This window comes from Nesterenkonia sphaerica (genome assembly GCF_005771565.1).
GTDB classification, from domain to species: domain Bacteria; phylum Actinomycetota; class Actinomycetes; order Actinomycetales; family Micrococcaceae; genus Nesterenkonia; species Nesterenkonia sphaerica.
In genome coordinates, this window is record NZ_VAWA01000006.1 from 142,686 (window position 1) to 168,292 (window position 25,607).

Genomic DNA, 25,607 nt, shown 5'->3' on the forward strand with positions numbered 1-25,607 from the left:
GCGCCGGGGACGGTTTGTTCAGATGTGAAGAACATCGGCTTCCTCTCCTTCGGACACTGGACCCCCTCCCCGCACTCCCGGACGCAGTCGGCCCGGGACGCCCTGCTGCAGAGCATCGACTTAGCGGTGGCGGCTGAAGAGCTGGGGCTCGACGGCGCCTACTTCCGGGTTCACCACTTCGCCCGGCAGCTCGCCAGCCCGTTTCCGCTGCTGGCTGCGGTGGGGGCGCGGACCTCCCGCATTGAGATCGGCACCGGGGTCATCGATATGCGCTACGAGAACCCGGGCTACTTCGCCGAGGACGCCGGGGCTGCTGACCTGATTTCCGGGTCACGCCTCCAGCTGGGCATCTCCCGCGGGTCCCCGGAACAGGTGATCGAGGGGTACCGGTACTTCGGCTACCACCCCGCCGAGGGTGAGTCTGACGCCGACATGGGCCGCCGGCACGCCGAAGTGGCCCTCGGAATGCTCGAGGGCGAAGGCTTCGCCGAACCGAACCCGCGCCCGATGTTCCCCAACCCTCCGGGGCTGCTGCGCCTGGAACCGTCCTCTGCGGGCCTGCGCCAGCGCATCTGGTGGGGCGCAGGCTCCAACGCCACCGCCGTGTGGGCCGCCCAGCACGGGATGCACCTGATGAGCTCCACCCTGAAGGACGACGAATCAGGTGAACCGCTGCACATTCAGCAGGCGAAACAGATCCGTGCGTTCAGACAGGAGTGGGCCCGCCAGGACCATGGATTCGCACCGCGAGTGTCTGTCAGCCGTTCCATCATTCCCCTCGTGTCCGATCAGGACCGCGCCTATTTCCTGGGCCAGCGTGAGAGCAGAGACACCTTTGGGCATATCGATGAGAAGACCCGCGCCGTCTTTGGGCGCAGCTACACCGCCGAACCTGACGTCCTGGTCGAACAGCTGGCCACAGATGAGGCCATCCGGGAGGCCGACACCCTCCTGGTGACGGTGCCGAACCAGCTCGGTGTCGACTACAACGCGCAGCTGCTGGCCAACATCCTGGAGCACGTCGCCGCGCCCCTGCAGTGGCGGTGACGTTGCGGAGGTGCCAGCTGGACAGAGCCTTGGCGAAAGCGGCGCCTGGTGCACGTTACCTGGACGCTTCCTAAGAGTCTGCCCATAGTTCTCCCAGAACCCCCTGTTTCGGCTTCCGTTAGGCGGGGGGATGTGGTCAAGATGGAGTCAGTTCACCCAGGGATGCAGCAACGGCATACCGGGTGCAAGGCGGAAAGCCCGCCCAGCATCCAAGCGATGCAGTTCATGTACGGAGGTAACAAGCTAATGGCTACCACCGATAACAAGCTTCGTTCAATTGCCGCGATCCTCGGCATCGGATCCCTGGCTCTCGTGGGCGTCTCCGCCTGCGACGACGGAGCAGCCGAAGACACCGAAGATCCCGGTGTCGAAGAGAACGGCGACGAGGGCCTGGAAGAGGAAGATGATGGCCTCGAGGATGACGGCATGGAAGAGGAAGATGAAGAGGGCGACCTCTGATTCCTGACTTCTAGTCGCAGAAAGGCCCCTGCGGGAGTTTCTCCCGCAGGGGCCTTCGCATTTAATGAGCGACCGTATTACGCGGCGGTTTTCCCTGCCGGCTGCCGCAGGTCGAAGCGGTCCAGCTCAGTGACTCGCGCCCACGCCCGGACGAAGTCCTTGACGAACTTCTCCTGCGCATCATCGGAGGCGTAGACCTCAGCGACAGCGCGCAGCTCGGAGTTCGAACCGAAAACCAGGTCCACTCGGGTTCCGCGGCCGAAGACCTCGCCGGTGGAGTCGTAGGTGGCCTCGAAGGTCTTCCGGTCTGAGTCCAGGGCCTTCCACGTCTTGCCGAGATCGAGCAGGTTGACGAAAAAGTCATTGCTCAGCACCCCGACCCGATCAGTGAAGACTCCGTAATCGGACTGATCCCAGTTCGCCCCGAGCACCCGCAGGCCTCCGACCAGCACGGTCATCTCCGGTGCGGAGAGTGAGAGGAGGTTGGCTTTGTCCACCAGCGCGTGTTCAGCAGGCAAGGAGCTGTCCGGGCCCACATAGTTGCGGAACCCGTCGGTGACCGGCTCCAAGTAGGCGAAGGAGTCCTCGTCGGTCTGCTCCGGGGAGGCGTCGACGCGCCCCGGATTGAACGGCACCTCGATCGTCACGCCAGCATCAGCAGCGGCCTTCTCCACCGCAGCATTGCCGGCCAGCACGATCACGTCGGCCAGCGAGACTTGCTTGCCGGAGCCGGAGACGCTGGAGTTGTACTTCTGCTGCACCGACTCCAGGGCCTCGAGCACTTTTGCCAATTGGGCGGGGTTGTTGACCTCCCAATCCTTCTGCGGCGCCAGGCGGATTCGAGCGCCGTTGGCGCCGCCGCGCTTGTCCCCATGACGGAAGGTGGACGCCGAAGCCCAGGCCGTGGAGACCAACTCGCTGACCGACAGCCCGGAGTCCAGGATCTGCCGCTTCAGGTCAGCGGCATCGGAGGCGTCGATGAGCTCGTGGTCCACCGTCGGCAGCGGATCCTGCCAGATGAGGTCCTCGTCAGGGACCTCTGGGCCCAGGTAGCGTGCCTTGGGGCCCATATCGCGGTGGGTCAGCTTGAACCACGCGCGCGCGAACGCCTCGCGGAACTGTTCCGGATCCTGGAGGAAGCGGCGGGAGATCTTGTCATACTCGGGATCCTCACGCAGGGAGAGGTCCGTGGTGAGCATCCGCGGCTCCCGCGTGCCGTCGCTGTGGGCCTCCGGCACCAGGCCAGCCCCTCCGCCGTTGGTGGGCCGCCACTGCCAGGCACCGCCGGGCCCCTTGTAGACCTCCCACTCGTAGTCATAGAGGATCTCGAAGAACTCGTTGTCCCAGCGGGTCGGGTGGTAGGTCCAGGTGACCTCGAGACCAGAGGTGATCTGGTCATCGCCCTTGCCTGAGCCGTTGGAGTTCTCCCAGCCCAGACCCTGGCGGTCGAGGTCAGCACCCTCGGGGTCGGGCCCTAAGTGGTCATCGGTGTTGGCACCGTGGGCCTTGCCGAACGTGTGTCCGCCGGCAATGAGCGCGACGGTCTCCTCGTCGTCCATTCCCATCCGCGCAAAGGTCACCCGGATGTCATGGGCAGCCCGCACTGGATCAGGTTCACCCTCCGGTCCCTCCGGGTTGACGTAGATCAGGCCCAGGTGAGTCGCGCCGAGGGGCTTCTGCAGGTCACGTTCGTCACCCTCGGCGAACCGCTTCTCGCTGCCGAGCCATTCCTCCTCAGCGCCCCAGTAGACATCGTCCTCGGGCTCCCAGACGTCAGCCCGACCGCCGGCGAAACCGAAAGTCTTCAGCCCCATGGACTCCAGGGCCACGTTGCCGGCCAGAATCATCAAGTCGGCCCAGGAGAGCCGCCGGCCGTACTTCTTCTTGACCGGCCACAGCACCCGCCGCGCCTTGTCCAGCCCGACGTTGTCCGGCCAGGAGTTCAGCGGGGCGAAGCGCTGCTGGCCGGTGCCGCCACCACCACGGCCGTCGACGGCGCGGTAGGTGCCTGCCGAGTGCCAGGCCATACGGATGATCAGCGGCCCGTAGTGGCCAAAGTCGGCGGGCCACCAGTCCTGGGAGGTGGTCAGCGTCTCGGCAATGTCCTGTTTCACCTCATCCAGGTTCAGGGTGAGGAACTCTTCAGCGTAGTTGTAATCCTCCTGCCCGAACGGATCAGCCACCTGGGGGTTCTTCGCCAGCACTTTGAGGTTCAGCTGGTGGGGCCACCAGTAGCGGTTCCCGCCGCCCTGGGTGGGGTGCGCAGGCCCGGAGGGAGCTTGCGCGGTGGGGAGAGAGGCTGAGGCGTCATTGTGCATGACGGGACAGCCGTTGGTGTTCTCGGTCATAGGATTCCTCTCTTCGTTGAGCAGTAACTTTTCAGCCGCCACGGCGGCTCACCGCATACACGTCGCCGGATCAGGCGGGGGCAGGGTGATTCGACCTCCCCGCTGCGCATTGGTCACAGATTCCGTGGAAGACCACATCTGCCACGCTGACCTGCATGGCCAAGGACGCCGGGGCGTCCAAGCAGGGCGCCTCACCGTGCACACAGTCCACGTCTTCGATCCGTCCACACTCGGTACAGACCGCGTGATGATGATTGTCCACCGTGCGGGTCTCATACCGAGCTGCCGAGCCAGGCGGATCGAACCGCCGCAGCAGCTGATGAGCCGACAGGTCGTTGAGCACGGTGTAGATCGACTGGACGGTGATCACCGGCAGCGTACGCACGACCTCAGCGTGGATGGCCTCCGCGGACTGATGGGGATGCGCAGCCACGGCCTCGAGCACCGCCAGGCGCTGGCGAGTGACCCGAAGACCACGTTCCCGGAGCGCCTGAGGCCAATCGAACGAGGTCGTCATAGCGCCCATTTTGCCCTACATCTGAATAACTCACAATTAGTGCTGGGCGGACGCTATGGCTCCTACTGCATGAGGTTCTGCGCGATGGCCTCGAGCTCATCCTCGGCGATCACATCATCTTCTGCGGGCTCGTCCTCAGCGATATCCTCAGACTCGTTCCAGTCGGTGAAGCTGATGGAGATCTCCACCCCGTCTGAGTCCATGGAGATCTCAGACAACAGCGGCTCCTCCTCGTCGGCGATGATGACGAACTCCACGAACTCGTCATCCACGTCCTCGCGGTAGACCCACACGTCTTCACCGTCGCGAGTCTCCGCCTGACCGGAGATCCCGGTCTCGGCCAATGAGTCCATGCCGGCAGAGGCAAGCATTTCCTCCCGGAACGTCTCCACGTATTCCTGCGGGGTTTCGATCTGCCCGGCCAAGGTGCTGGTGACGTCAACCCAGGAACCTTCCGCCTCCAACTCTGCACGCAGTTCCTCAGGATCGGGGCCGGCGCCCTCTTCAGGCTGGAACTCCCGGTACTCCTCGATGAAGGACTCCACCGTCTGATAGATGGTGTCTCCCCCGTCGTAGAGCAGGTAGTCGACGAGGTCCTCCATCTGCCAGACGGAGCCGTCGCCGGTCATCTCCCCGGCTACGACCACTTGGAGGGTCTCCTCCGGCTCGGTGAGCTCCTCGGCGTCCTCAGCCTCGGCGCCCTCGTCCTCCTCCGCGAGGTCGTCGATCTCGTCCTCATGGGTGACGTCCTCCATGCCCATCATGGACCCGGGTATTTCGGAGGTGATGGTCACCGACTCCTGGGAGCTGGAGCTCTCCCAGACGCTGTCTTCGATGTCGGCGAAGTCGGGGGCCTCCCCGGCCTCCCCCGCCTCAGTGTCAGCATCCTCATCAGGATCCGGCTCCTCACCCTCCTCATCTGCGATCTCCCCGGGGGTGTCACCCTGTTCCTCGGCGCCATCAGGGTCGGCGTCTTCCTGACTGTCCTCGGCGACGTCGTCCCTGGCGCCCTCATCCTCGGGACCGCAGGCCGTCAGGGCCAGCACCGCCACACCGAAAAGTCCTGTTGTCCTGTAAAGAGCTTTCATCGACATTTTTCCTCCTAGCAGTTCCTGCAGCGGCTCAGGCGTCGGGGTCCGCGGCGCCCCGACCGTCAGTCTCGTCAACGTCAAGCGCCCCCGGTTCCCACCCTTGTTCTTCGGCGATGGCGACGAAGATCTCTTCCAAAGTGATGACATTCTCCGGAACCTCGGGGGGCTCAGAAGCATTCCATTCGGCGAATTCGTAGTGCGAGTCCTCATCGGTGATCTCCAGCAGATAGGGGTCCCCGTCCGCGGCGACGACGAACTGACTGTCCCCTCCGTCAGCGGTGTAGACCCATACGTCCTCACCATCGCGCTCTTCGGCGTGGGCAGCCATGGCGTCGACGTCGTCGCCGGTGAGCTCGGTCTGCCACGTGGTGATGAACTCCTCTGCGGAGAATACCGCCCCGCCGGAGTCCTCGAACAGCACCCAGCTGTCCGAGATGGTCTCCTCGACGAACTCCTCATCCACCAGATCCGCGACCTCATCATCGAGTTCGCTGACCAGCAGCGCGGCAAAGTCTTCACCGCGGAAGTACTCCTCACCGTCGACGGCGCGCTGGGTGAAGCTGGACCCGCCTGCAGAAAAGCTCATCTCTGAGTCGGTTCCGTCCAGCGCCCCGGTGATCATCAGCGCCCCAGTGGTGTCATCGTCGACCCCGTCAAAGAGCTCGTCCAGGTCAGCCTCGCCTGCAGTGACCTCTCCAGTGATGGTGACGGAGTCGGCGGCCAGCATGGCGGAGAACATCTCCTGGCGAATCTCCCCAAAGACCGGGGCCTCAGCCTCTTCCGCCTCCGTGTCTGTCTCCGCCTCTTGCGGCTGCGGCTCAGCGGGCTCCTCCGCGCCAGCGTCGAAGGGGTTGGCGCAGCCGGAGAGCCCCACGGCTGCCAGTGCAGTGATTGCTGCGGTCATCCGCTGCACGATGCACCTCCTTCAGATATCTCTCGCGAGCGTATTTGCCCAGTCTGGATGCGCCCTTGATGTCTGCTCGAGACCCAGATCAGGGCTAGGTGTCCAGCCTAGGCCCGCTCCGCCGAAAAATTAGACATCGGCTCACGGTGCTGAGAGCTCCGCGCTGGGCACGCAGGTCACAGCAGGCGGTGATCTCCCTGCGCGGCGACTCTGAGCCACCGGTACCCGTAACCGTCCATGGGCACCTCAGTGGAGTGGTCGGCGTCCAGCTCATAGGACTCGTCGCTGAGCAGGTCCATTAGTTCTGTTCCCGGTCTCACCTCCTGAAGCATAAGCGGCACGTGCGTCGGTTCTGAGGCCAGGTTGTGCAGCAGCACCATCGACCGGTCTTCCCACGTGGTCATGTGCACCAGCGCCTCGGGGACCTCCGTGTCGATGATGACCGCATCTCCCCAGCCCAATTCCGGGGACTCCCGGTAGCGCTTGGCCAGCCGGGTGATGTGGTGAAGCATGGAATCGGGGTCCCGGCGTGCCGCGGCTGCGTTGACGTGCTCGGGGCCGAAGGATCCGTGCGTGACTGCCCGGCTCAGCTGTGAGGGTTTCGCGGTGGAGAACCCTGCGTTCTTTCCGGCGGTCCACTGCATGGGGGTGCGAACCGCTTCCCGCCCCGGCACATCCAGGTTCTCTGCCATGCCGATCTCCTCGCCGTAGAACAGCACGGGGGTGCCTGGGAGGGTGAACAGCAGCGAGTAGGCCATCTTCAGCCGGCGGGGATCCCCGTTGAACATCCCCGGCAGCCGACGGCGCAGCCCCCGGCCGGCGAACCGCATCTCCTTCTCCGGGGCGAACGCATCGAGCACCTCGTCCTGCTCGTCCTCCTGCAGCAGATCCAGGGTCAGCTCGTCGTGGTTGCGCAGGAAGTTGGCGAACTGTGATTCCACGCGCAGGCCGCCGGGCCGCGAGCGCAGCGCCTCCTCCAATGGGGCTGCCTGTTGCCGGGCCAGGGCCAGAAAGAGTCGCTGATTGGTGAAGAAGTCGAACTGCATGGTGAGCTGATCACCGCTCTCCCCACCGAAGAACGTCATCTGCTCCTGATGCGGGAGGTTGACTTCGCCGAGCATGATCGCAGCCCCCTGGCCCGAGGCTCGGCGCTGCAGGAAACCGCGCAGTGCCCGTAGGTAGTCGTGCGGCTCCTCGAACTCGTGCTCATCCACAGCCACCAGCGTGCGCTGATTGATGGCGAACGGGACTGCGTCCACGCGGAATCCGTCGACGCCTAACTGCAGCCAGAATCCCATGAGTTTGGAGATTTCGTCACGTACTTGCGGGTTGGCGGTGTTGAGATCCGGCTGGGTGTGCAGGAAGTGGTGGAGGTACCACTGCTCGGTCCGGTCATCGAAGGTCCAGATCCCATCTTCCTCATCAGGGAACATGGTGTGGTCACTGGTGTCCCCGGGGTCATCGCTGCGCCAGACGTAGTAGTCGCGGTAAGGGTTGTCAGTGGAGCGCCGGGAGGCTTTGAACCATGGGTGCTGGTCAGAGGTGTGGTTGATCACCAGGTCCACGATCACTCGCATCCCGCGGTCGTGAGCCACCCGGATGAGCTCGACGAAGTCGCCGTGGTCACCGTAGCGCGGATCCACCCCGTACATATCCGAGATGTCGTATCCGTTGTCCCGCCGCGGCGAGGGGTAGAACGGCATCAGCCACAGACATGTCACCCCGATCTCCGCCAGGTAGTCGATCCGCTGCGTGACCCCGTGGAGATCACCGCTGCCGCTGCCGGTGGAGTCCAAGTAGGTTTCCACATCAAGGCAGTAGAAGACCGCGTTGTTGTACCAGAGGTCGGCGGTGTCGGTGATCCGCATCAGGCTCCTGTCTCGGTGGCGTCCCGGGTCAGCGCCGGCAGGATGTGCTCACCGGCGGTCTCCAGCCAGGGCGTCTGGTCCTGGCCGACGTGGTGGAGGTAGATCGCGTCAAAGCTCTGGCTGGCCTGAGCGATCCATTCGGTGTGCGCGCTGGGAGACGAGGACGTCCACACCGCCTCCAGCACAGTGCTGAGGCGGACGTCCCCGGCCGCGGTGTCGAAATGCTCCGGGGTGGGCAGGTCCTGGTCCAGGGGCGGGCCGAAGGTGTTGTTGCGCCACTGGTCGTAGGCGATCTGCTCCGCCGCCTGATCGGTAGGGGCCCAGCTGAGGTGGACCTGCAGCAGGGCTGGCCCCTGACCGCCGGCGTCCCGGTAGGCCTCACACACCTGGTAGTGGGCGTCGTCGGGCTGGTTCAGCGTGATGAAGCCGTCTGCCCACCGCGCGGCGCGCTGCGCGGACTCAGGGGTGATGCACGTGGCATACAGCGGGATGGGTCGCTCAGGGCGGTCGTAAAGGTAGGCGTCCTGCACCTCCACCTGCCCCCGGTGCTCGGTGATCCATTCGCCGCGGTGGAGCCTGCGGATCAGCACCGCGGACTCCTCCAGCCGGTCTCGCCGGCGCTGCAGCGGCAGCCACTTCTCGCCGGTGATGTGTTCGTTCATGGCCTGGCCTGCCCCCAGTGCCACCCAGTAGCGTCCTGGGAACATCTCACCGAGGGTCGCGGTGGCCTGGGCGACGACGGCGGGGTGGTACCGCTGGCCGGGCACGCAGACCGACCCGATGGGGAAGCTGGTGGAGCTCAGTGCGGCCCCCAGCCAGGAGAAGGTGAAGCCGGAATGGCCCTGCCGGTGGGACCAGGGGAAGAAGTGGTCGGAGCTCATCGCGGCGTCGAACCCTGCCGACTCGGCCCGCTGAACGTCCCGGAGCAGCTGCGATGGAGAGATCTGCTCCTGCGAGGCATGGAATCCGTAGACCGTCACGCGCGCTCACCCTTGTCTGCTGTGTCGAGTACTCCTAGCCTTCTCTCGCACACTATGAGGACGCTCACAAGGGCAGGTGGGCGTCACCTGAACATCAGCTGGAGGCTGGGTGGTCCTGCGCTGCCGCAGCTTCCAGGTGCTGGTCCTTCAGCTCCAGGTACACCTCGGCATTCTCCCGGAGCCCGGCCACTTCGGCCTCGGTGAGCCCGCGCCGGACTTTGCCCGGGATGCCGGCCACCAGCGACCGGGGCGGAACATCGGTGCCTTCAAGCACCACCGTCCCGGCAGCGATCAGTGACTCGGCTCCGATGGTCGAATAGGACAGCACGGTGGCGTTCATCCCGATCAGCGCCCCGTCACCGACGGTGCACCCGTGGACCACCGCGCCGTGCCCCACGGAGACCCCGGCCCCCAGGGTGCAGGGGGCGTCGGAGTCTGAGTGGACCGACACGTTGTCCTGCAGGTTGGTCCCGGTTCCGATAGTGATCAGCGACCTGTCGCCGCGGACCGAGACTCCGTAGAAGGCGCTGGAGTCATCCTCCATGACCACCTCACCTGTCACAGCGGCGTTCGGCGCGATGAACACCCGCTGCCCCACCTGGGGGGTCTTCCCCGCGACCGGCCGGATCATGGTCAGCTCACCAGGCCGTCGATGATGGAGTTCAGTGTTGCCGAGGGCCGCATCACGCGGAAGGCCTTTTTCTCATCGGGCCGGTAGTACCCGCCGATGTCGGCGGGGCTGCCCTGCACCTCGTTGAGCTCGGTGAGGATCTGCTCCTCTTTCTCCACCAGCGCTGAGGCGACGGGCTGGAAGACCTTGGCGAGGTCGGCGTCGTCGTTCTGCTCAGCCAGCTCCTGCGCCCAGTACTGGGCGAGGTAGAAGTGGCTGCCCCGGTTGTCGATGGTGCCCAGGCTGCGGCCCGGGCTGCGGTTCTCCATGAGGAAGGTGGCGGTGGCCCGGTCGAGGGCGGCAGCCAGCACCTTGGCCCGCGGCGCATCCGCCTGTTCGGCATACTTCTGCAGGGAGGGCACGATGGCGAAGAACTCGCCCAGGGAGTCCCAGCGCAGGTAGTTCTCCTCGGTGAGCTGCTGGACGTGCTTCGGTGCGGAGCCGCCGGCTCCGGTTTCGAAGAGCCCACCGCCGGCCATCAGCGGAACGATGGAGAGCATCTTCGCCGAGGTGCCCAGCTCCAGGATGGGGAAGAGGTCGGTCAGGTAGTCGCGCAGCACATTGCCGGTGACGCTGATGGTGTTCTCCCCGCGGCGGATCCGGTCCACTGAGTACTTGGTGGCAGCCACGGGGTCGAGGATCTCCAGGGTCAGCCCGTCGGTGTCGTGATCGGCCAGGTAGGTCTTGACCTTGCTGATCAGGTTGGCGTCATGGGCGCGATTCTCGTCCAGCCAGAACACTGCCGGCCAGCCGGTCTCCCGGGCGCGGTTGACTGCGAGCTTGACCCAATCCTCGATGGGCGCGTCCTTGGTCTGGCAGGCCCGCCAGATGTCACCGGTGGCCACCTGGTGCTCGATGAGCACATCGCCGGCGGAGTTCAGCACCTGCACAGTGCCCTCGGCGTGGATTTCGAAGGTCTTGTCGTGGGAGCCGTACTCCTCCGCCTTCTGCGCCATCAGTCCGACGTTAGGCACGGTCCCCAGCGTGGTGGGGTCGAATGCGCCGTGGGCCTTGCAGTCGTCGATGACAGCCTGGTACACCCCGGCGTAGGAGGAGTCGGGGATCACCGCAAGGGTGTCGGCGGTCTCACCGGAGGGCCCCCAGAGCTGGCCGCCGTTGCGGATCATGGCCGGCATGGAGGCGTCGACGATGACATCGGAGGGGGTGTGCAGGTTGGTGATGCCCTTGCGGTCGTCCACCATGGACATCCGGGGACCGTCTTTCAGCGCCTGCTCGTACTCCGCCTTGATCTGCTGGCCGAGCTCACCCATCTGCTCGGCACCGGAGAGGATGGAGCCCAGTCCGTCATTGGCGGAGAGGCCGGCCTCAGCCAGCTGCTCTCCGAACTTCTCGAACAGGGTGGGGAAGTAGGCGCGCACCACGTGGCCGAAGATGATGGGGTCGGAGACCTTCATCATGGTGGCCTTCAGGTGGGCGGAGAAGAGCACGTCCTGCTCTTTGGCGCGTGCGACCTGCTCGCGCAGGAAGGTGTCGAGCGCCTCGGCGGACATGAAGGTTCCGTCGATGACTTCGCCGGCTTGGACCTCCAGGCCCTCTTTCAGGGGGGTCACGGTGCCGTCGGCGGCCACATGCTGGATGGTCAGCTGATCGGAGAATTCGATGATGACGGACTGCTCGTTGGAGGCGAAGTCGCGCTCACCCATGGTGGCCACGGCGGTCTTGGACTCGCTGCTCCATTGGCCCATCCGGTGCGGGTTGGCCCGGACGTATTTCTTGATGGACTCCGGGGCCCGGCGGTCGGAGTTGCCCTCGCGCAGCACCGGGTTGACCGCGGAGCCTTTGACCTTGTCGTAGCGGGCCCGGACGTCACGCTCTTCTTCGGTCTGGGGTGTCTCCGGGTACTCCGGTAGGGCGTACCCTGCCTGTTGCAGCTCAGCGATCGCCGCCTTCAGCTGCGGGGTGGAGGCGGAGATGTTGGGCAGCTTGATGATGTTCGCCTCAGGGGTCTTGGCCAGCTGGCCCAGCTCCGCCAGCGCGTCCGGCTCCGCCTTGTCCTCACCGACGTAGTCAGGGAACTGCGCGATGATGCGCCCGGCCAGCGAGATGTCCCGCGTCTCAATCTCCACCCCCGCCGTTGAGGCGAAGGCCTCCACGATGGGCTTCAACGAAAAAGTGGCCAGCATCGGCGCTTCGTCAGTGTTGGTGAAGATGATTTTTGCCATAGAGCGGCAGCTCCCTTGAGGTCGGACGGAATTGCGGTATGAGGTCAATCTATCAACTGTCTAGAGGCCGAGGACGGCCATGGCGATCACGAAATAGATGATCAGACCAGTGGCGTCGACGAACGTGGTGATGAACGGGTTGGCGAAGACTGCCGGGTCGGCACCGATCTTCTTACCCAGCAGCGGCATCATGCCGCCGACGGAGGCCGCCAGTGTGCAGATGGCGACAAGCGTCAGTCCGATGACCGCGCCGACTTCCCAGTCCCAGCGCCAGCTGACCACCAGGAAGCCCAGCACTCCCAGCACCGAACCGAGGGTCACCCCCACGCGCACCTCACGCCAGAGCACCCGGAAGACATCTCGGGAGGCGACGTCGCCCAATGCTAGGGCGCGGGTGACCGTGGTGGCCGCCTGGTTGCCGGTGTTGCCGCCGGTGCCGATCAGCAGCGGCACGAACAGTGCCAGCACCACCACCGCCTCGAGTGTCGCCTCGAAGGTGTCCAGCACCTGGACGGTGAGGGTGGCGCCCAGGGCCAGCACCAGCAGCCAGACGATGCGCGAGCGCATGATGGTCAGCACCGGGGTGGACAGGTAGGGCCGGTGCAGCGGCTCGGCACCACCGTGGCGGGCCGCGTCCTCACTCTCGGCCCGCTCCAGGATGTCCATCGCGTCGTCAACGGTGAAGATCCCGACCAGACGGTGTTCCTTGTCGGTGACCGGCATCGCCAGGTGTTTGCGGTCGGCGCAGGTGCGTGCTGCGTCCTCCGCGTCATGATCGGCGTCCACCGAATCGGCCTCGGAGACGATGTCGCTGACCACCGTGTCCTCATCATTGATCATCAGCTCACGCAATGAGACCACGCCCTTGAGCAGGCGGTGTCCGTCCACCACCGGCAGCGTGTAGACCGTCTCCGCGTCGGCGCCTGCGAGGCGCACCTTCTCCAGCGCCTGGCCCACGGTCCAGTGCTCGGGGATTGCGACGAACTCGGGGCTCATCGCACGCCCGATGGTGCCCGAGGCGTAGCCGAGCACGATGTTGGTCAGCGACCTTTCCCGGGCGTCGAGATGCCGGAGCATCTTCCGCGCCACCGACGCCGGCATCTCGTCCATGAGCCGGACTCGGTCGTCGGGGTCCAGGGACTCGAAGAAGTGCGCGACGTCGCTGTCTTTGAGACCTTCGACAATCTCGTGCTGCAGCGCCTGGTCCAGCTGGTCGAAGACTTCCACCGCGGTGTCCTTGGGCAGCAGCCGGAACGCCACGGCACGGTCCTTGACTCCCAGGCGTTCGAGGAAGTCGACGATGTCTCCGGTGTGCAGGTCATCGAGCGCCACGCGGAGGTCGCGCAGGCGCTCATCGCGGATCAGATCCGCCAGTTCATCAAGCTGTTCGGTCACGGCATGCCCGCCTTAGGAATTGAGGTCTGCAGGGGTCACAGAACGTGCTCTCAGTGGTAGAAGTGCCTGGTCCCGGTGAAATACATGGTCAGCCCGGCCTCGTCGGCGGCGGCGATGACCTCAGCGTCGCGCTGGGAGCCGCCTGGTTGGACCACCGCGCTGACGCCGGCGGTGATCAGGCTCTGCAGCCCGTCGGCGAAGGGGAAGAAGGCGTCCGAGGCGGCCACTGAGCCGCGGGCCCGCTCCACTCCGTCACCGGCGAGGGTGTTGGCCCGGTGCACCGCCAGCCGGCAGGAGTCCAGCCGGTTGACCTGTCCCATGCCGATTCCCACGGTGGCCTGATTCTTCGCCAGCAGGATCGCATTGGACTTCGCCGACCGCACCGCACGCCAGGCGAAGGTGAGATCCTTGAACTGGGCCTCCTCGGCTGCCGGCCCGGCAGCCAGCGTCCACTTCTCCGGCTGGTCGCCGGGGGCTTGGAACCGGTCGGAGGCCTGCAGCAGCATGCCTCCGGAGATCTGCTTGTATTCGACGGGGTCGCGGGTGTGCTCGGGGCTGAGCTGAATCAGCCGCACGTTCTTCTTCCGCTTCAGCACCTCCAGCGCCTCAGCTGAGAACCCCGGGGCGACGACGACCTCGGTGAAGACCTCTGCCACGGCTGCGGCCATCTCCGCGCTGACTTCGCGGTTGGCGGCGATCACCCCGCCGAAGGCGGAGAGCGGATCGCAGGCGTGGGCGGCTCGGTGGGCCTCGGCGACGGTGGTCCCCACGGCTACGCCGCAGGGGTTGGCGTGCTTGATGATGGCCACTGCAGGTTCGGTGAAGTCAAAGGCGGTGCGGACTGCGGCGTCGGCGTCCACGTAATTGTTGTAGCTCATGTCTTTGCCGTGCAGCACACTGGCCTGGGCCAGCCCCGGGGTGCCGTCGTGCTCGGCGTAGAGCGCTGCCGGCTGGTGGGAGTTCTCACCGTAGCGCAGGGTGCTCACGCGGTTCAGCGCCAGTCCGGCAAAGCGCGGGAATTCCACTTTCCGGCCCTCGCTGAGCGTAGCGGGAGCCGGAATGTCGGCGCTGTCCACATCATCAGCGAACTCGGAGGCGGTCCAGCGGGCCACGGCGGTGTCATAGCTGGCGGTGTGCGCGAACGCCAGGGCGGCCAGGCGTTTGCGCCCGGCCAGGCTGAATCCTTCCGCCTGGGCGGCAGAGACGGTTTCGCCGTAGCGCAGGGGGTCGACCACCACCGCCACCGAGGAGTGGTTCTTGGCCGCGGCGCGCACCATAGAGGGCCCGCCGATGTCGATCTTCTCGATGATCTCCTCCTCGGCGGCCCCGGAGGCGACGGTCTCCGCGAAGGGGTAGAGGTTGACCACCACCAGGTCGAAGGCTTCGATGCCGTGGTCCTGAAGGGTCTGCACATGCTCCGGGTTTCCGCGGTCGGCAAGAATTCCGCCGTGGATACGCGGATGCAGGGTCTTCACGCGGCCATCGAGCATTTCGGGGAACTCCGTGACCTGCTCAACAGGGGTCACCGGGACCCCGGCCTGGGAGATCCGTGCGGCAGTGGAGCCGGTGGAGATGATTTCCACCCCGGCTTGGTGCAGCCCCAGTGCGAGCTCGGCCAGGCCCGTCTTGTCGAACACGGAGATCAGCGCCCGCTTAATCGGGTGAAAGCCTTCTGGACTGGTCATCGTGTCTCCTCATCGCTCTCCGTACTGGACCAGGGGCCAGTCTAACCGGGTGCCTGGGTCGGCGGCGGAGGCTCAGGCGTCGAACTTGTACCCGAGGCCGCGCACGGTCACCAGCAGGCGCGGCTTGGCAGGATCGGTCTCCACTTTGGAGCGCAGCCGCTTCACGTGGACGTCCAGGGTCTTGGTGTCCCCAACGTAGTCGCTGCCCCAGACCCGGTCGATGATCTGCCCGCGGGTGAGCACACGGCCGGCGTTGCGGATCAGGATCTCCAGCAGCTCGAACTCCTTCAGCGGGAGGTTCACGCTGCGGCCGGAGACCTCCACACTGTGCCGTTCGATGTCCATGCGTACCGGACCGGCCACCAGGGTGGATGAGTCGTCCACCTCGGTCTCGCCGTGTCTGCGGAGCACCGCGCGGACCCGGGCGAGCAGCTCGCGGGAGGAGTACGGCTTGGTGACGTAGTCGTCTGCGCCCAGCTCCAGCCCCACCACTTTGTCGATCTCGGAGTCTTTGGCGGTGAGCATGATCACCGGCACCGCCGAGCGCAGCCGGATCTGGCGGCAGACCTCCGTACCGGGTTGCCCGGGCAGCATCAGGTCCAGCAGCACCAGGTCCGCGCCGACCTTGTCGAAGACCTCGATCGCGGCGTGGCCGTCCTCCGCCACGGAGACGTCATACCCCTCCTTCTGCAGGGTGTATGACAGCGCCTCGGAGAATGAGGCCTCATCCTCGACGATGAGAATCCTGGTCAAAGTGACGTCTCCTCTTCTGTGGAGTCCGGACCGGGGGCCCGACGCCGCCCGGTGCTGGTGGGTGTCTGTTCACCGGTGCTGGGGGCGGTGGAGGGCGCGGCGCCGTCGTGCCGGAACTCCCCGTACCCGAGTCCCCGGAGGTCATCGAGACCCTCTTCCAGCTCCGGAAGCCGCACGGTGAAGGTGGACCCCTTGCCCGGCTGGGACCACAAGCCCACCTCCCCGCCGTGATTGCTGACCACGTGTTTGACGATGCTCAGCCCCAGCCCGGTGCCGCCGGTGGAGCGTGAGCGGGCCGGGTCCACCCGGTAGAACCGCTCGAAGATGCGTTCCTGGTTTTCCGCCGCGATGCCGATCCCCTGGTCGGTGACCGTGACCTGGGCGATCCCATCCCGCGATGACAGGCCGATTCCCACTCGGGTGCCCTCCGGGGAGTACCGCACGGCGTTGTCGATGAGGTTGCGGAAAGCCATGGTGAGCTGGTCGGCGTCGCCGTGGACCCGCCGGGGCAGCTCACCGCCGACGCGCAGCTCGATGTTCTTATCCTCTGCGGGTACTCGGGAGCGGTCCACCGCCTCGGCGATGACGTCGGTGAGGTCCACCGGCACGCCGGCGTGGACCACGTTCTTGCCCTGGACGCGGGAGAGCTCGATGATGTCCTGGACCAGCACGGCCAACCGGTTGGACTCCTTGTGCAGACGTTTGGAGAATCGGCGGACGGCCTCGTCGTCTTCGGAAGCGCCCTCAATGGTCTCGGCGAGCAGGCTGATCGCGCCCACCGGAGTCTTCAGCTCGTGAGAGACGTTGGCGACGAAGTCATTGCGGACTGCCTCAGTGCGGCTGACCTCGGTGCGGTCGTCAGCCAGCACCAGGATGTACTCATCCCCCAAGGGGGCCACGCGCAGATTGACCACGATGGAGGTCTCGCCCTGGAGTCCGCGGGGCAACTCGAGCTGCTCTTCGATGATCACGCCGTCGCCGCGGACCCGGGAGGTCAGCTGGAGCACTTCCCGGTGGACCACCGTGTGGCCGCGGACCAATCCGAACGCATAGGCCGCGGGGTTGGCCCGGACCACCCCGTCCACCGTGTCGACCACAATGTAGGCCAGGCCCAGCGACGCCAGGACTTCATTGGCCCCTTCGGGCATGGTGGGCTCGTCGACGTCGATCCCCTCGGCCCGCTGACGCTCACTGACGCGGAAGGCGTGCATGCCCACGACTCCGATGGCAATACCGACCACACCGGCCAGGGTTGCGATGAGCAGGGAATCCACAGTGTCCCAGCTTAGGCGCAAAACCTGCGCAGGGGTGCGGAACGGTGGCGCAGGACCCAACAGTTCACGAGCTGTTCACCTGTTGGTTGCTTCTGCGGCGGGGCGGCGTTCATCCGGTGCGGGCAGGATCTGTCTACGCCCCTGCGTGTGGAAAGGACCAAGGTATGCGCAAACTTTTTCAGGAAGACCTGCACAATGTCGGAGATCAGCTCACTGGGATGGCGGTGCGGGTCGCCGAAGCGATGGAGCGGGCCTACCGCTCCTTTGAGACCACTGATGTGCAGCTTGCTGATGAGGTCATTGCCGCCGATGCGCGCATTGATGCTCAGCAGAACGACCTCGACGAGAAGGCGATCCAGCTCTTGGCGCTGCAGGGACCCGTGGCCTCGGACCTGCGGCTGATTGTGGGCGCGCTGCGGATGTCGACCTCGCTGGAGCGGATGGGGGACCTGGCGCGGCATATTGCGCAGCTGACCCGGCTGCGGTACCCGGACCCGGTGGCCCCGGCATCGCTGGTGCCGGTGTACCGGGAGATGGCCGTGAAGGACATCGCGATTGCCCATAAGTTGGTGGAGCTGCTGCAGTCACGCCACCTGGGGCTGGTCTCTGAAGTCCTGGCCCTGAACGCGCAGATCAACGATCTCCACGCCGGGATCTTCGTCAGCATCGCCCAGCCGGAATGGGCGGCCTCCCCCGCCTCGACCGCTGACGCCACCCTGGCCAGCCGGTACTTCGAGCGGTTCGGGGACCACGGCGTCTCAGTGGCCCGGAAAGTGCAGTACCTGGTCACCGGCGAGTGGACGGCGCCACCGGCGTCCTAAGTCCACCGCACCTCTCCTCCGCACCCCTCCACCCCCACCTCTCCCCCGCACCTCTCCACGCCCACTCTCCCGGCACAGCGTCTCGGGATGTGGGGAACTCGGGCCAGAACGGGAGGAGTTTCCTACATCTAGAGACGCGGTGTGCCCGGTGAGGAACTCCGAGGGGCCGCGAGATGCCGTTTCACCCGAGACACCAGTCCCCGGAAATTCTCCCGCAGGTCCACCCGGTTCGCCAGCATCACCGTCCATCCGGCGGCTTCAAACTGGGCGTTTCTGCGCTGATCGCGCGCCTGCTGCTCGGGGGTGAAGTGATGTTCGCCGTCGTACTGGATGACCAGCCGGTGGTCTCGGTACCCCGCATCTCCCACCGGGGAATAGGGGTCCGCAGCCTCCAGAAGCACCTGCAGCTGCGGCTCCGGCAGACCCGCTTCCATCAATGCGAGCCGCAGCAGCGTCTCCGGCGGGGAGTCAGCACCGACCCGAACCATGCGCAGCGCCTCCCTGGCCCGCAGAATCCCGAGCCGCCCTCGTCCGCGGCCCACGCTGTCTCCCAGCTCCTGCAAGGTGGTCCATGCCGCGGCCCTCGTCTCCAGCCCGGACCGCGGGCGGCGCACCAGCTGATCTCCGACGACCACCAGCTCGGGGACCCGGAGGTAGCGGGCAAGTTCCACGAACAGCTCCTCAGGCGGCGAGACCGGCACTCCGTGCAGGCGGTAGGAACATTCCGGGACCGCAGAGACCCTGTGCACCCGCACCCGCGGGTCCGCGGAACTGCCATGGGAGCTGCTGCGCCCCAGCAGATGGAGCGTGTGATCCTCCGTCCACCGCCGGGGCAGCGCCACGCCGTGCAACACGGCTGCGGTGATATGGCTGACCCGCACTACTGCAGAGCGGGTGCACAGTGCTCTCAGCAGCTCTACGTGTCCAGGATCAGTGGCCTGGGACGCTGCTGGCCGCGGGCCCTCTTCGCCAGGGCCTGCACCGACGGTCAGCGGCTGGTGGCGGTAGGTGGCGTGGGCAATGCGCTGGATGTCGCGCGCCCGGAGCCGGTCGGAGCTGACGCCGAGGTCCCGCGCCTGGCTGCGGGTGAACACACCTCCGACAAGTTCCGGCGGCAGCGGGTTCGGCGGTCTCACGACTCCAGAGTCGCTCACAACAGGCGTTCATAGGGCGCAGAAAGTCAATCTGTGGATAACCCGCGCGCCGCCGCAGGCTCACCGATCCGACCCCTCGCCTCGCCGCCGTGCATCAGCGCGTCTCTAGATGAGGGAAACTCCGGCCCGAACCGGTGGAGTTCCCTACATTCCGAGACGCTCTGCGGGTGCGGGTGCGGGGGTTCGGGGTGCCGCGTTCGGGGTTCGGGTTCGGGGGTCCGAAGAGGAATCCGCCTACTTCTTGCCCTGGTTGGCGACCGCTTCGATGGCGTCTTTCGCGGCCTCGGGGTCCAGGTAGGTACCGCCGGGGTTCAGCGGTGTGAAGTCCTCGCCCAGCTGGTAGTGCAGCGGAATGCCGGTGGGGATGTTCAGCCCCGCAATGTCGGCATCAGAGATGCCGTCGAGGTGCTTGACCAGGGCGCGCAGCGAGTTCCCGTGCGCGGCCAGAAGTACCGTCTTCCCGGAGCGCAGGTCCCCCAGCACGTCGGATTCGTAATACGGGATGAACCGCTCCACGACGTCTTTGAGGCACTCAGTGCGGGGGGCGGCGTCGCCCAGGTCGGCGTAGCGGGGGTCGCCGGACTGGCTGTGCGGGTCATCATCGCTGATCTCCGGCGGCGGGGTGTCGTAGGAGCGCCGCCACAGCATGAACTGCTCCTCACCGTACTGCTCGCGGATCGCGGCCTTGTCCTTGCCCTGCAGAGCGCCGTAGTGGCGCTCATTGAGCCGCCAGTCGCGTTTGACGGGGATCCACAGCCGGTCGGCGGCCTCCAGGGACAGGTGCGCGGTGGTGATGGCGCGCTGCAGCAGGCTGGTGTGCACCACGTCCGGCAGCAGGTGGTGCTCGGCCAGCAGCTCACCGCCGCGGGCTGCCTCCGCGCGCCCGGTCTGCGTCAGCGGCACATCCACCCATCCGGTGAAGAGGTTCTTCTCATTCCAGTCGCTCTGGCCGTGGCGCAGCAGGATCAGGTCATAGCTCATTGCCGGTACTCCGATTCATCAGGGGTGGTGAAGTGGCGACGCCGTTGTCCTGCCAGTGAGTCTACTGGGCGCAGGCAGCACCGTGCCGCACAGGAGCGGCTGCGGACCGGCTCAGTACCTGTCCGGCTTGCCGCTGACCGCCGGATTGACGTCGGCCAGGTAGACCGCCGCCATACAGGCCCCGGCCAGCAGGAACAGCAGGCCGAACGGTCCGATCCCCAGGAAGCCCAGCAGGGTCAGCGCTACCGCCCCGCCGGTCATGCCGGTCCAGAATCCTTTGGTGCGCTTGTTCTGCACAAAGAACATGTCCGGGTTCTTCGGCAGGCATTTCATCAGCGCGACGACGGCCAGCACAATGCAGCCGACCGCCAGCACCATGTGCATGATGGCTTCGATGTAACAGACGGCGTTCCACAGCGGGCTCGCAAGGCAGTGGGGTCCCATGGAGTACAAGCCTATAGGCTGGTGGACGTGATCGACGAGACGAGCGGGCTGTTCATCGTTCTGGAGGGCGGCGAAGGGGCAGGCAAGACCACCCAGCTGAGCCTGCTGCAGGAATGGCTCGCAGCCTCCGGGCGCCGCGTGGTGTGCACCCGCGAACCCGGCGGGACAGAGGTCGGCGAGCGCATCCGGGCGCTGCTGCTGGACCACGGGCAGGGTGAGGTGGACCCCCGTACGGAGGCGCTGCTGTTCGCCGCCTCCCGCGCCGCACATGTGCAGCAGAAGATCCGCCCGGAGCTGGAGGCCGGCGCCGTGGTCCTCTGCGACCGGTACATCGATTCCTCGCTGGCCTACCAGGGGGCGGGCCGCGGGCTCGGGATCGAGGCCGTGGCCGGTATCAACGAGTGGGCCACTGAGGGCCTGCAGCCGGACCTGACAGTGCTGCTGGATGTGGACCCGCTGATCTCAGCACAACGCCGGGCCGCCCGGGACAAAGGTGCGGCCGGGGACCGGATTGAGTCTGCGGACCTGGCATTCCACACTGCGTTGCGGGAGGCATTCCTGGCCCGTGCGGCCGCGGCGCCGGAGCGCTACCTGGTGTTGGAGGGCACACAGCCGGTGGAGTCGTTGCATCAGGCGGTGCGCGCCCGGGTGGAGCCGTTGCTCTCTCCGGCAGGATGCGCCTCATGAGCGCGGCCTCCCCTGCCAGCACGCGGTCACATCAGGGCCCGACGCCGCCTGCTCACCTGGGCGGCGGGGTCTTCGCGGAGCTGGTGGGCCAGGAGGCCGTGGTGGCGCAGCTGCAGTCCGCGGTGGGCTCGGGTGCCCCGACCCACGCGTGGCTGTTCACCGGACCTCCAGGATCGGGCCGGTCCAATGCGGCCCGCGCATTCGCCGCCGCGCTGAACTGCCCGGAGGCAGGCTGCGGTGACTGCCAGTCCTGCCGCTTGGTGGCCGCGGGGTCGCACCCGGCGGTGTCGCTGGTCTCTACGGAGAATGTCAGCTACCGGATTGAGGATGTGCGCCAGCTGATCACCACCGCCCAGGACCGCCCCCAGGGGTACCGGTGGCGGGTGATTGTGGTGGAGGACGCCGACCGGATGACTGAGCGGGCCACCAATGTGCTGCTGAAGGCCATTGAGGAACCGCCCCCGCAGACGGTGTGGGTGCTCTGCGCGCCGTCGCCGGCTGATGTGCTGGTGACCATTCGCTCCCGGTGCCGGCATGTGAGTCTGCGCATCCCTCCCATGGAGGCGGTGGCGGAGCTGCTGGTCCAGCGCGACGGGCTCACCGCCGAGCATGCCCGCTTCGCCGCCCGCGTGTCCCAGAACCACATTGGCGTGGCACGCCGCCTGGCCACCAACGCTGAGGCGCGCAGTCGCCGCGAGGAAACGGTGGCGCTGCCGGTGAAAGTCCGCTCAGCCTCCCAGGCGGTGGTGGCGGCGTCGAAGCTGGTCAGCATGGCCCAGGCCGAGGCCGCCGCGGATTCTGAGGCACGGCTGAGTCAGGAGCAGGCCGCGCTGCGCCGGTCCCTGGGTCTGGAGCCGGAGGAGAAAGTGCCCCCGAAGCTGCGCGCCCAGTTCAAACGGCTCGAGGACGAGGCCGGACGCCGCGCCAAACGGGCGGTGACCGACTCGCTGGACCGGACCCTGATTGACCTGACGGCCGTGTACCGGGACGTGCTGAGCCTGAAGCTGGCCACCGGCGCGGAGCTGGTCAATGAGCACCTGCGCAGCGAGCTGACCGAGCTGGCTGAGGTCCTCTCCCCCGAACAGGCCCTGGGCTGTCTGGACGCGCTGAACACCGCCCGGGTCCGCATTACCCAGAACGTGCCGCCTGCCTTGGCGATGGAAGCCCTCATGATGCAGCTGATCCCCAGGAGACACCGTGGCTAGAAGTCCTCTCTCCGCGCTGACTGCTGTGGGCGGCGTCGTCGCTGTTCTGCTGGCCGGCTGCTCCCCGGAGGGGACGGAGCCGACGCCGCAGCCCACCGCTTCACCGGAAGCCGAGGGGACCGAGGACGACGCCGCGCCAGGCGACAGCGAAGACGAGTCCTCCCCGGACACTCCCCACGGAAGTGCGCAGGACCCTGGGAGCCCTGCTGGCGAGCACTTTCCTTCCGACCCATTGGCGGAGCTGGAGGAGTTCTACGAGCAGGAGGTGCAGTGGCGCGACTGCGCGGAGGACATGCACTGCGGGTCCGTGGAGGTGCCGCGGGACTATGACGATCCTGAGGGTGAGAGGATCACCATTGAGTTCGTCGCTGACACCCTGGAGGACCAGCCGTTCCTGCTGATGAACCCGGGAGGGCCGGGGTCCTCCGGCTATGAAATGGTGGCGGATCAGGCGAATCTCGTCTTCAGCAGCCGGCTGCGCGAGGAGATGAACATCGTCGGGTTCGATCCGCGCGGGGTGGCGCGTTCGGAGCCGCTGGAGTGCATGGATGACGCCGAGTACGAGGAGTGGAATCAGCAGACCGGTGAGGCCGGATTCGACACGGACACGGATCTGAGCGCAGCGGAGCTGGCCGCGGTGGTCGAGCAGTGTCAGGAGCGCAGCGGCGAGATTATTGAGCACCTCGACACCGTCTCCACCGCCCGGGACATGGACATTGTCCGGGCTGCGATCGGTGAGGAGCAGCTGCACTACTTCGGGATGTCGTATGGCACCAAGCTGGGTCTGGCGTATGCGGAGATGTTCCCCGAGCAGGTGGGCCGGTGGGTACTCGACGGCGTGATGGACGTGTCGCTGAGCCTCAGTGGGATCGCCGGCGATCAGGCGGTGGGGTTTGAACGGCAGCTGCGGACATTCACCGAGTGGTGTGCCGACCGCGAGGAGTGCCCGATCAGCGGGGACGCACAGGATGTCTACGAGGGCATCGCCGAGCTCACCGACGAGATCCGCGAGCACCCGGTCACTGCGTCTGACGGTCGGCAGATCACAGCCGAGACCATCTTCGGCGGACTCTCCACCACCATGTACATTCCGGGGGGTCGGGAGATTCTGCTGGAGGCTCTGCAGCTCTGGGTGGACGAGGCGAACCCGGAGTATTTCCAGCAGATCGCCGACGTGGCTGATGGCCGGAATGCTGATGGGACGTATGACTGGATCTCCAGCTGGTCCTTCCGGGCGATCATGTGTACTGACTACCCAGCCGAGGGCGCGGGTCTCAACGGTCCTGGGCTGCTCGAAGGTGAGGACGTCAGCTACACCGAGCAGTTCCTCTCACCGAACACCGAGTTCTGTGAGGCGCTACCCGGTGAACGCACCGGCGAACCGTGGGAGCCTGACGCGCAGCTGCCCCAGATGCTGCTGATCGGCGGTACCGAGGACCCGGCGACCCCTGTGGAGTGGGCAGAGAACATGCACCGCATGCTGCCGAATTCCTCGTTGCTGATCTACGACGGCGAGGGCCACATCTCCTACGGGCTGGGCAATACCTGCGTGAATGAGATCGCCGATGATTACTTGATTGACGGGGAGCTGTTTGAGGGCCAACAGGAGTGTTGAACCTGGTCATGTGATCTGTGTCACTGATAGCCTGAAGGCGCTTGAACACACGTTAAAGCGGGGCTCGACGCAGGAGGCAGCCAAGTGTTGGACATCAATGGATCACTGGGAGTGCTGGTCGGGTTCGACGGCTCGGATCATGCCATCCGTGCCCTGCAGTGGGGCGCCTGCGAGGCGTTGCGCCAGGATGTGCGGGTCACTGTCATCACCGCGTTCACCGTTCCCCGCATGATCCCCGGAGATACTGAAGCGTCGGTGGAAGTCGCCAATAATTCAATGGCCCGGCAGGGCGCGGAGCAGACCCTTGCGGAGGCTCGGGAGATCCTGCGGGACTTCCCCGGTGAGGCAACGTTCCATGTGGAGTATGGCGATGCCGCCGGGGTACTGGTGGCCCATTCCTCCAGTGCTGAGCTGGTGGTGGTGGGCGCGCGTGGCCGCGGCGGATTCGTCGGCCGGGTGCTGGGGTCGGTGGCCTCGGCGCTTCCGGCGCACGCCGCGTGCCCGACTGTGGTGGTGGACCGCAACTATGAGTTCACCTCCACCAATGAGGACCCGTGGATCAGTAGTGATCAGCGGCCGATTGCTATCGGCATGGATTCCTCCCGCGGCTCCAAGTACGCCGCGCTGAAGGCCGCGGAGATGGCGGTCCGGCACGGGGTCCCTCTGCGCATGGTGATGTCGGTGCCGCCCCTAGATGGTGCACTGATGTGGTACCCGGAGCTGGGGCCACGTTATGACGAGCGGGAACGCCGGCACAACGAGCTGGAGGACCGGCTGCAGGTCATCGTGCGGTGGATCTCCGAGCATTTCGAGCACCTGGTGATCAGCTGCGCTGTGGTGGACGGACTGCCGGTGGAGGTGCTGCAGGAAGAGACGCGCAACGCCCAGCTGACCGTGGTGGGCACTCGTGGCCGTGGCGGGCTTGCCAGCGCTCTGCTGGGGTCGACGTCGTCGTCGCTGCTGATGCACGCAGCCGGTCCGGTCATGGTGGTGCCTGAGGATGAGGACCCGCGCATGCCCGGTGACGATCATGCTGCGGCGCACGCACCGCTGAGGTAATCGAGCCTCAGCTTCCCCAAGTGGCGGGCTGACCTGAGCTCCCGGTAGCATGGTGGATCGCGCCCAGCGCGCGCCTCCTTAGCTCAGCTGGTAGAGCGTTCCACTCGTAATGGAAAGGTCACCGGTTCAAATCCGGTAGGAGGCTCCGGTGAAGGTGGTGAGCAAAAGTGATAACCAACAGCCGTTCGAGCGTCTCTCGGGACGAGCGCGAAGTGAATACCAACCCGTGGGTTTAGCGGCTCATCGCAAATAAGGGTGTAGCAGGGGTCTGAAGCCTCCGGTGTCCAGCAGAGCGCGGGTGATGTAGTTGGCCAGGTTCCTGAATCCTAGGGCGGTGCCGCGCAGGTGCTCCAGACGCCCGTTGATGGCTTCAGTGGGCCCGTTGGATGTGCCGGGAAGATCGAAGTAGGCCAAGATGTCGGCTGCCCGGCGGTTCAGGGTCCGGCCTAGCTTCTTGACCTCGACCA

23 protein-coding genes and 1 tRNA gene are annotated in these 25,607 nt (G+C 66.1%); 8 read left to right on the top strand and 16 right to left on the bottom strand.

All coding sequences use genetic code 11. The annotated features are described in order from the left end of the window. Positions 1 to 24 precede the first annotated feature (24 nt). Complete coding sequence (locus FEF27_RS06600) at positions 25 to 1,047, top strand: LLM class flavin-dependent oxidoreductase (protein ID WP_138170049.1); 1,023 nt, start codon at positions 25 to 27, stop codon at positions 1,045 to 1,047. A 246-nt stretch (positions 1,048 to 1,293) separates the two neighbouring features. Next, a complete protein-coding gene (locus tag FEF27_RS06605) occupies positions 1,294 to 1,506 on the top strand; it encodes a hypothetical protein (protein ID WP_138170050.1) in 213 nt (70 codons plus the stop codon). Positions 1,507 to 1,583: 77 nt separating this feature from the next. On the opposite strand, the gene katG is transcribed toward FEF27_RS06605, so the two are convergent. The 12 genes from katG to FEF27_RS06665 form a co-directional block, all read right to left on the bottom strand. Next, on the bottom strand, positions 1,584 to 3,854 hold the full coding sequence (gene katG, locus FEF27_RS06610; protein WP_138170051.1) for a catalase/peroxidase HPI: 2,271 nt from the start codon (positions 3,852 to 3,854) through the stop codon (positions 1,584 to 1,586). Positions 3,855 to 3,924: 70 nt separating this feature from the next. Continuing rightward, complete coding sequence (locus FEF27_RS06615; protein WP_208009706.1) at positions 3,925 to 4,371, bottom strand: Fur family transcriptional regulator; 447 nt, start codon at positions 4,369 to 4,371, stop codon at positions 3,925 to 3,927. A 62-nt stretch (positions 4,372 to 4,433) separates the two neighbouring features. Next, a complete protein-coding gene (locus tag FEF27_RS06620; protein WP_138170053.1) occupies positions 4,434 to 5,465 on the bottom strand; it encodes a hypothetical protein in 1,032 nt (343 codons plus the stop codon). Between the two features lie 28 nt (positions 5,466 to 5,493). Then, on the bottom strand, positions 5,494 to 6,366 hold the full coding sequence (locus FEF27_RS06625; RefSeq protein WP_138170054.1) for a hypothetical protein: 873 nt from the start codon (positions 6,364 to 6,366) through the stop codon (positions 5,494 to 5,496). Between the two features lie 176 nt (positions 6,367 to 6,542). Next, a complete protein-coding gene (locus FEF27_RS06630; RefSeq protein ID WP_138170055.1) occupies positions 6,543 to 8,234 on the bottom strand; it encodes an alpha-amylase family protein in 1,692 nt (563 codons plus the stop codon). Then, entirely contained in the window at positions 8,234 to 9,214 is a 981-nt protein-coding gene (locus FEF27_RS06635) for a TIGR03885 family FMN-dependent LLM class oxidoreductase (protein WP_138170056.1), read from the bottom strand. Before FEF27_RS06635 ends, FEF27_RS06630 begins: the two co-directional genes overlap by 1 nt. Positions 9,215 to 9,308: 94 nt before the next feature. Then, positions 9,309 to 9,851: a gamma carbonic anhydrase family protein gene (locus FEF27_RS06640; protein ID WP_424991671.1), complete on the bottom strand. Its 543-nt coding sequence runs from the start codon at positions 9,849 to 9,851 to the stop codon at positions 9,309 to 9,311. Further along, entirely contained in the window at positions 9,848 to 12,067 is a 2,220-nt protein-coding gene (locus tag FEF27_RS06645) for an NADP-dependent isocitrate dehydrogenase (protein WP_138170058.1), read from the bottom strand. The genes FEF27_RS06640 and FEF27_RS06645 overlap by 4 nt, the downstream gene beginning before the upstream one ends. Positions 12,068 to 12,127: 60 nt before the next feature. Beyond that, positions 12,128 to 13,462: a magnesium transporter gene (gene mgtE / locus FEF27_RS06650; protein WP_138170059.1), complete on the bottom strand. Its 1,335-nt coding sequence runs from the start codon at positions 13,460 to 13,462 to the stop codon at positions 12,128 to 12,130. A gap of 50 nt (positions 13,463 to 13,512) precedes the next feature. Then, positions 13,513 to 15,147, bottom strand: a complete 1,635-nt coding sequence (gene purH / locus FEF27_RS06655; RefSeq protein ID WP_138170060.1) for a bifunctional phosphoribosylaminoimidazolecarboxamide formyltransferase/IMP cyclohydrolase — start codon at positions 15,145 to 15,147, stop codon at positions 13,513 to 13,515. Positions 15,148 to 15,219: 72 nt separating this feature from the next. Then, a complete protein-coding gene (locus tag FEF27_RS06660; protein WP_138170061.1) occupies positions 15,220 to 15,900 on the bottom strand; it encodes a response regulator transcription factor in 681 nt (226 codons plus the stop codon). After that, on the bottom strand, positions 15,897 to 17,174 hold the full coding sequence (locus FEF27_RS06665) for a sensor histidine kinase (protein ID WP_138170062.1): 1,278 nt from the start codon (positions 17,172 to 17,174) through the stop codon (positions 15,897 to 15,899). Before FEF27_RS06665 ends, FEF27_RS06660 begins: the two co-directional genes overlap by 4 nt. A gap of 164 nt (positions 17,175 to 17,338) precedes the next feature. On the opposite strand from FEF27_RS06665, the gene phoU reads away from it, so the two are divergent. Next, positions 17,339 to 17,995 carry a phosphate signaling complex protein PhoU gene (gene phoU / locus FEF27_RS06670; protein WP_138170063.1) on the top strand — a complete coding sequence of 219 codons (657 nt, stop codon included), beginning with the start codon at positions 17,339 to 17,341 and terminating at the stop codon, positions 17,993 to 17,995. A 128-nt stretch (positions 17,996 to 18,123) separates the two neighbouring features. Here phoU and FEF27_RS06675 read toward each other — a convergent pair whose 3' ends face one another. The 3 genes from FEF27_RS06675 to FEF27_RS06685 form a co-directional block, all read right to left on the bottom strand. Beyond that, entirely contained in the window at positions 18,124 to 19,131 is a 1,008-nt protein-coding gene (locus tag FEF27_RS06675; RefSeq protein WP_138170064.1) for an endonuclease domain-containing protein, read from the bottom strand. Positions 19,132 to 19,383: 252 nt separating this feature from the next. Further along, complete coding sequence (locus FEF27_RS06680) at positions 19,384 to 20,130, bottom strand: phosphoglyceromutase (RefSeq protein WP_138170065.1); 747 nt, start codon at positions 20,128 to 20,130, stop codon at positions 19,384 to 19,386. Positions 20,131 to 20,241: 111 nt separating this feature from the next. Next, positions 20,242 to 20,574, bottom strand: coding sequence for a DUF2516 family protein (locus FEF27_RS06685; RefSeq protein ID WP_243729124.1), 333 nt, complete (start codon positions 20,572 to 20,574; stop codon positions 20,242 to 20,244). Positions 20,575 to 20,601: 27 nt separating this feature from the next. Between FEF27_RS06685 and tmk the strand changes: the two genes are divergently transcribed. From tmk to FEF27_RS06710, 5 genes are all read left to right on the top strand, one after another. Continuing rightward, complete coding sequence (tmk, locus tag FEF27_RS06690; protein ID WP_138170066.1) at positions 20,602 to 21,261, top strand: dTMP kinase; 660 nt, start codon at positions 20,602 to 20,604, stop codon at positions 21,259 to 21,261. After that, the gene (locus tag FEF27_RS06695) at positions 21,258 to 22,466 is read left to right on the top strand and encodes a DNA polymerase III subunit delta' (protein ID WP_138170067.1); all 1,209 of its coding nucleotides are present in this window, start codon (positions 21,258 to 21,260) and stop codon (positions 22,464 to 22,466) included. The genes tmk and FEF27_RS06695 overlap by 4 nt, the downstream gene beginning before the upstream one ends. Then, positions 22,459 to 24,081 (top strand): alpha/beta hydrolase, encoded by a 1,623-nt coding sequence (locus FEF27_RS06700; RefSeq protein WP_138170068.1) that lies wholly within the window; start codon positions 22,459 to 22,461, stop codon positions 24,079 to 24,081. Before FEF27_RS06695 ends, FEF27_RS06700 begins: the two co-directional genes overlap by 8 nt. Before the next feature lie 84 nt (positions 24,082 to 24,165). Further along, entirely contained in the window at positions 24,166 to 25,140 is a 975-nt protein-coding gene (locus FEF27_RS06705; protein WP_138170069.1) for a universal stress protein, read from the top strand. Positions 25,141 to 25,212: 72 nt separating this feature from the next. Then, positions 25,213 to 25,285 (top strand) — tRNA-Thr (locus FEF27_RS06710). A gap of 95 nt (positions 25,286 to 25,380) precedes the next feature. Here FEF27_RS06710 and FEF27_RS06715 read toward each other — a convergent pair. Continuing rightward, positions 25,381 to 25,607, bottom strand: a 227-nt coding sequence (locus FEF27_RS06715) for a transposase (protein WP_138170070.1), incomplete at its 5' end; no start/stop codon positions are given.

Excerpts from the sequence above, each read along its gene's own strand:
- FEF27_RS06605 (WP_138170050.1), top strand. The coding sequence starts at position 1,294 with ATGGCTACCACCGATAACAAGCTTCGTTCAATTGCCGCGATCCTCGGC.
- katG (WP_138170051.1), bottom strand. The coding sequence starts at position 3,854 with ATGACCGAGAACACCAACGGCTGTCCCGTCATGCACAATGACGCCTCA.
- FEF27_RS06615 (WP_208009706.1), bottom strand. The coding sequence starts at position 4,371 with ATGACGACCTCGTTCGATTGGCCTCAGGCGCTCCGGGAACGTGGTCTT.
- FEF27_RS06620 (WP_138170053.1), bottom strand. The coding sequence starts at position 5,465 with ATGTCGATGAAAGCTCTTTACAGGACAACAGGACTTTTCGGTGTGGCG.
- FEF27_RS06625 (WP_138170054.1), bottom strand. The coding sequence starts at position 6,366 with ATGACCGCAGCAATCACTGCACTGGCAGCCGTGGGGCTCTCCGGCTGC.
- FEF27_RS06630 (WP_138170055.1), bottom strand. The coding sequence starts at position 8,234 with ATGCGGATCACCGACACCGCCGACCTCTGGTACAACAACGCGGTCTTC.
- FEF27_RS06645 (WP_138170058.1), bottom strand. The coding sequence starts at position 12,067 with ATGGCAAAAATCATCTTCACCAACACTGACGAAGCGCCGATGCTGGCC.
- purH (WP_138170060.1), bottom strand. The coding sequence starts at position 15,147 with ATGACCAGTCCAGAAGGCTTTCACCCGATTAAGCGGGCGCTGATCTCC.
- phoU (WP_138170063.1), top strand. The coding sequence starts at position 17,339 with ATGCGCAAACTTTTTCAGGAAGACCTGCACAATGTCGGAGATCAGCTC.
- FEF27_RS06680 (WP_138170065.1), bottom strand. The coding sequence starts at position 20,130 with ATGAGCTATGACCTGATCCTGCTGCGCCACGGCCAGAGCGACTGGAAT.
- FEF27_RS06685 (WP_243729124.1), bottom strand. The coding sequence starts at position 20,574 with ATGGGACCCCACTGCCTTGCGAGCCCGCTGTGGAACGCCGTCTGTTAC.
- FEF27_RS06695 (WP_138170067.1), top strand. The coding sequence starts at position 21,258 with ATGAGCGCGGCCTCCCCTGCCAGCACGCGGTCACATCAGGGCCCGACG.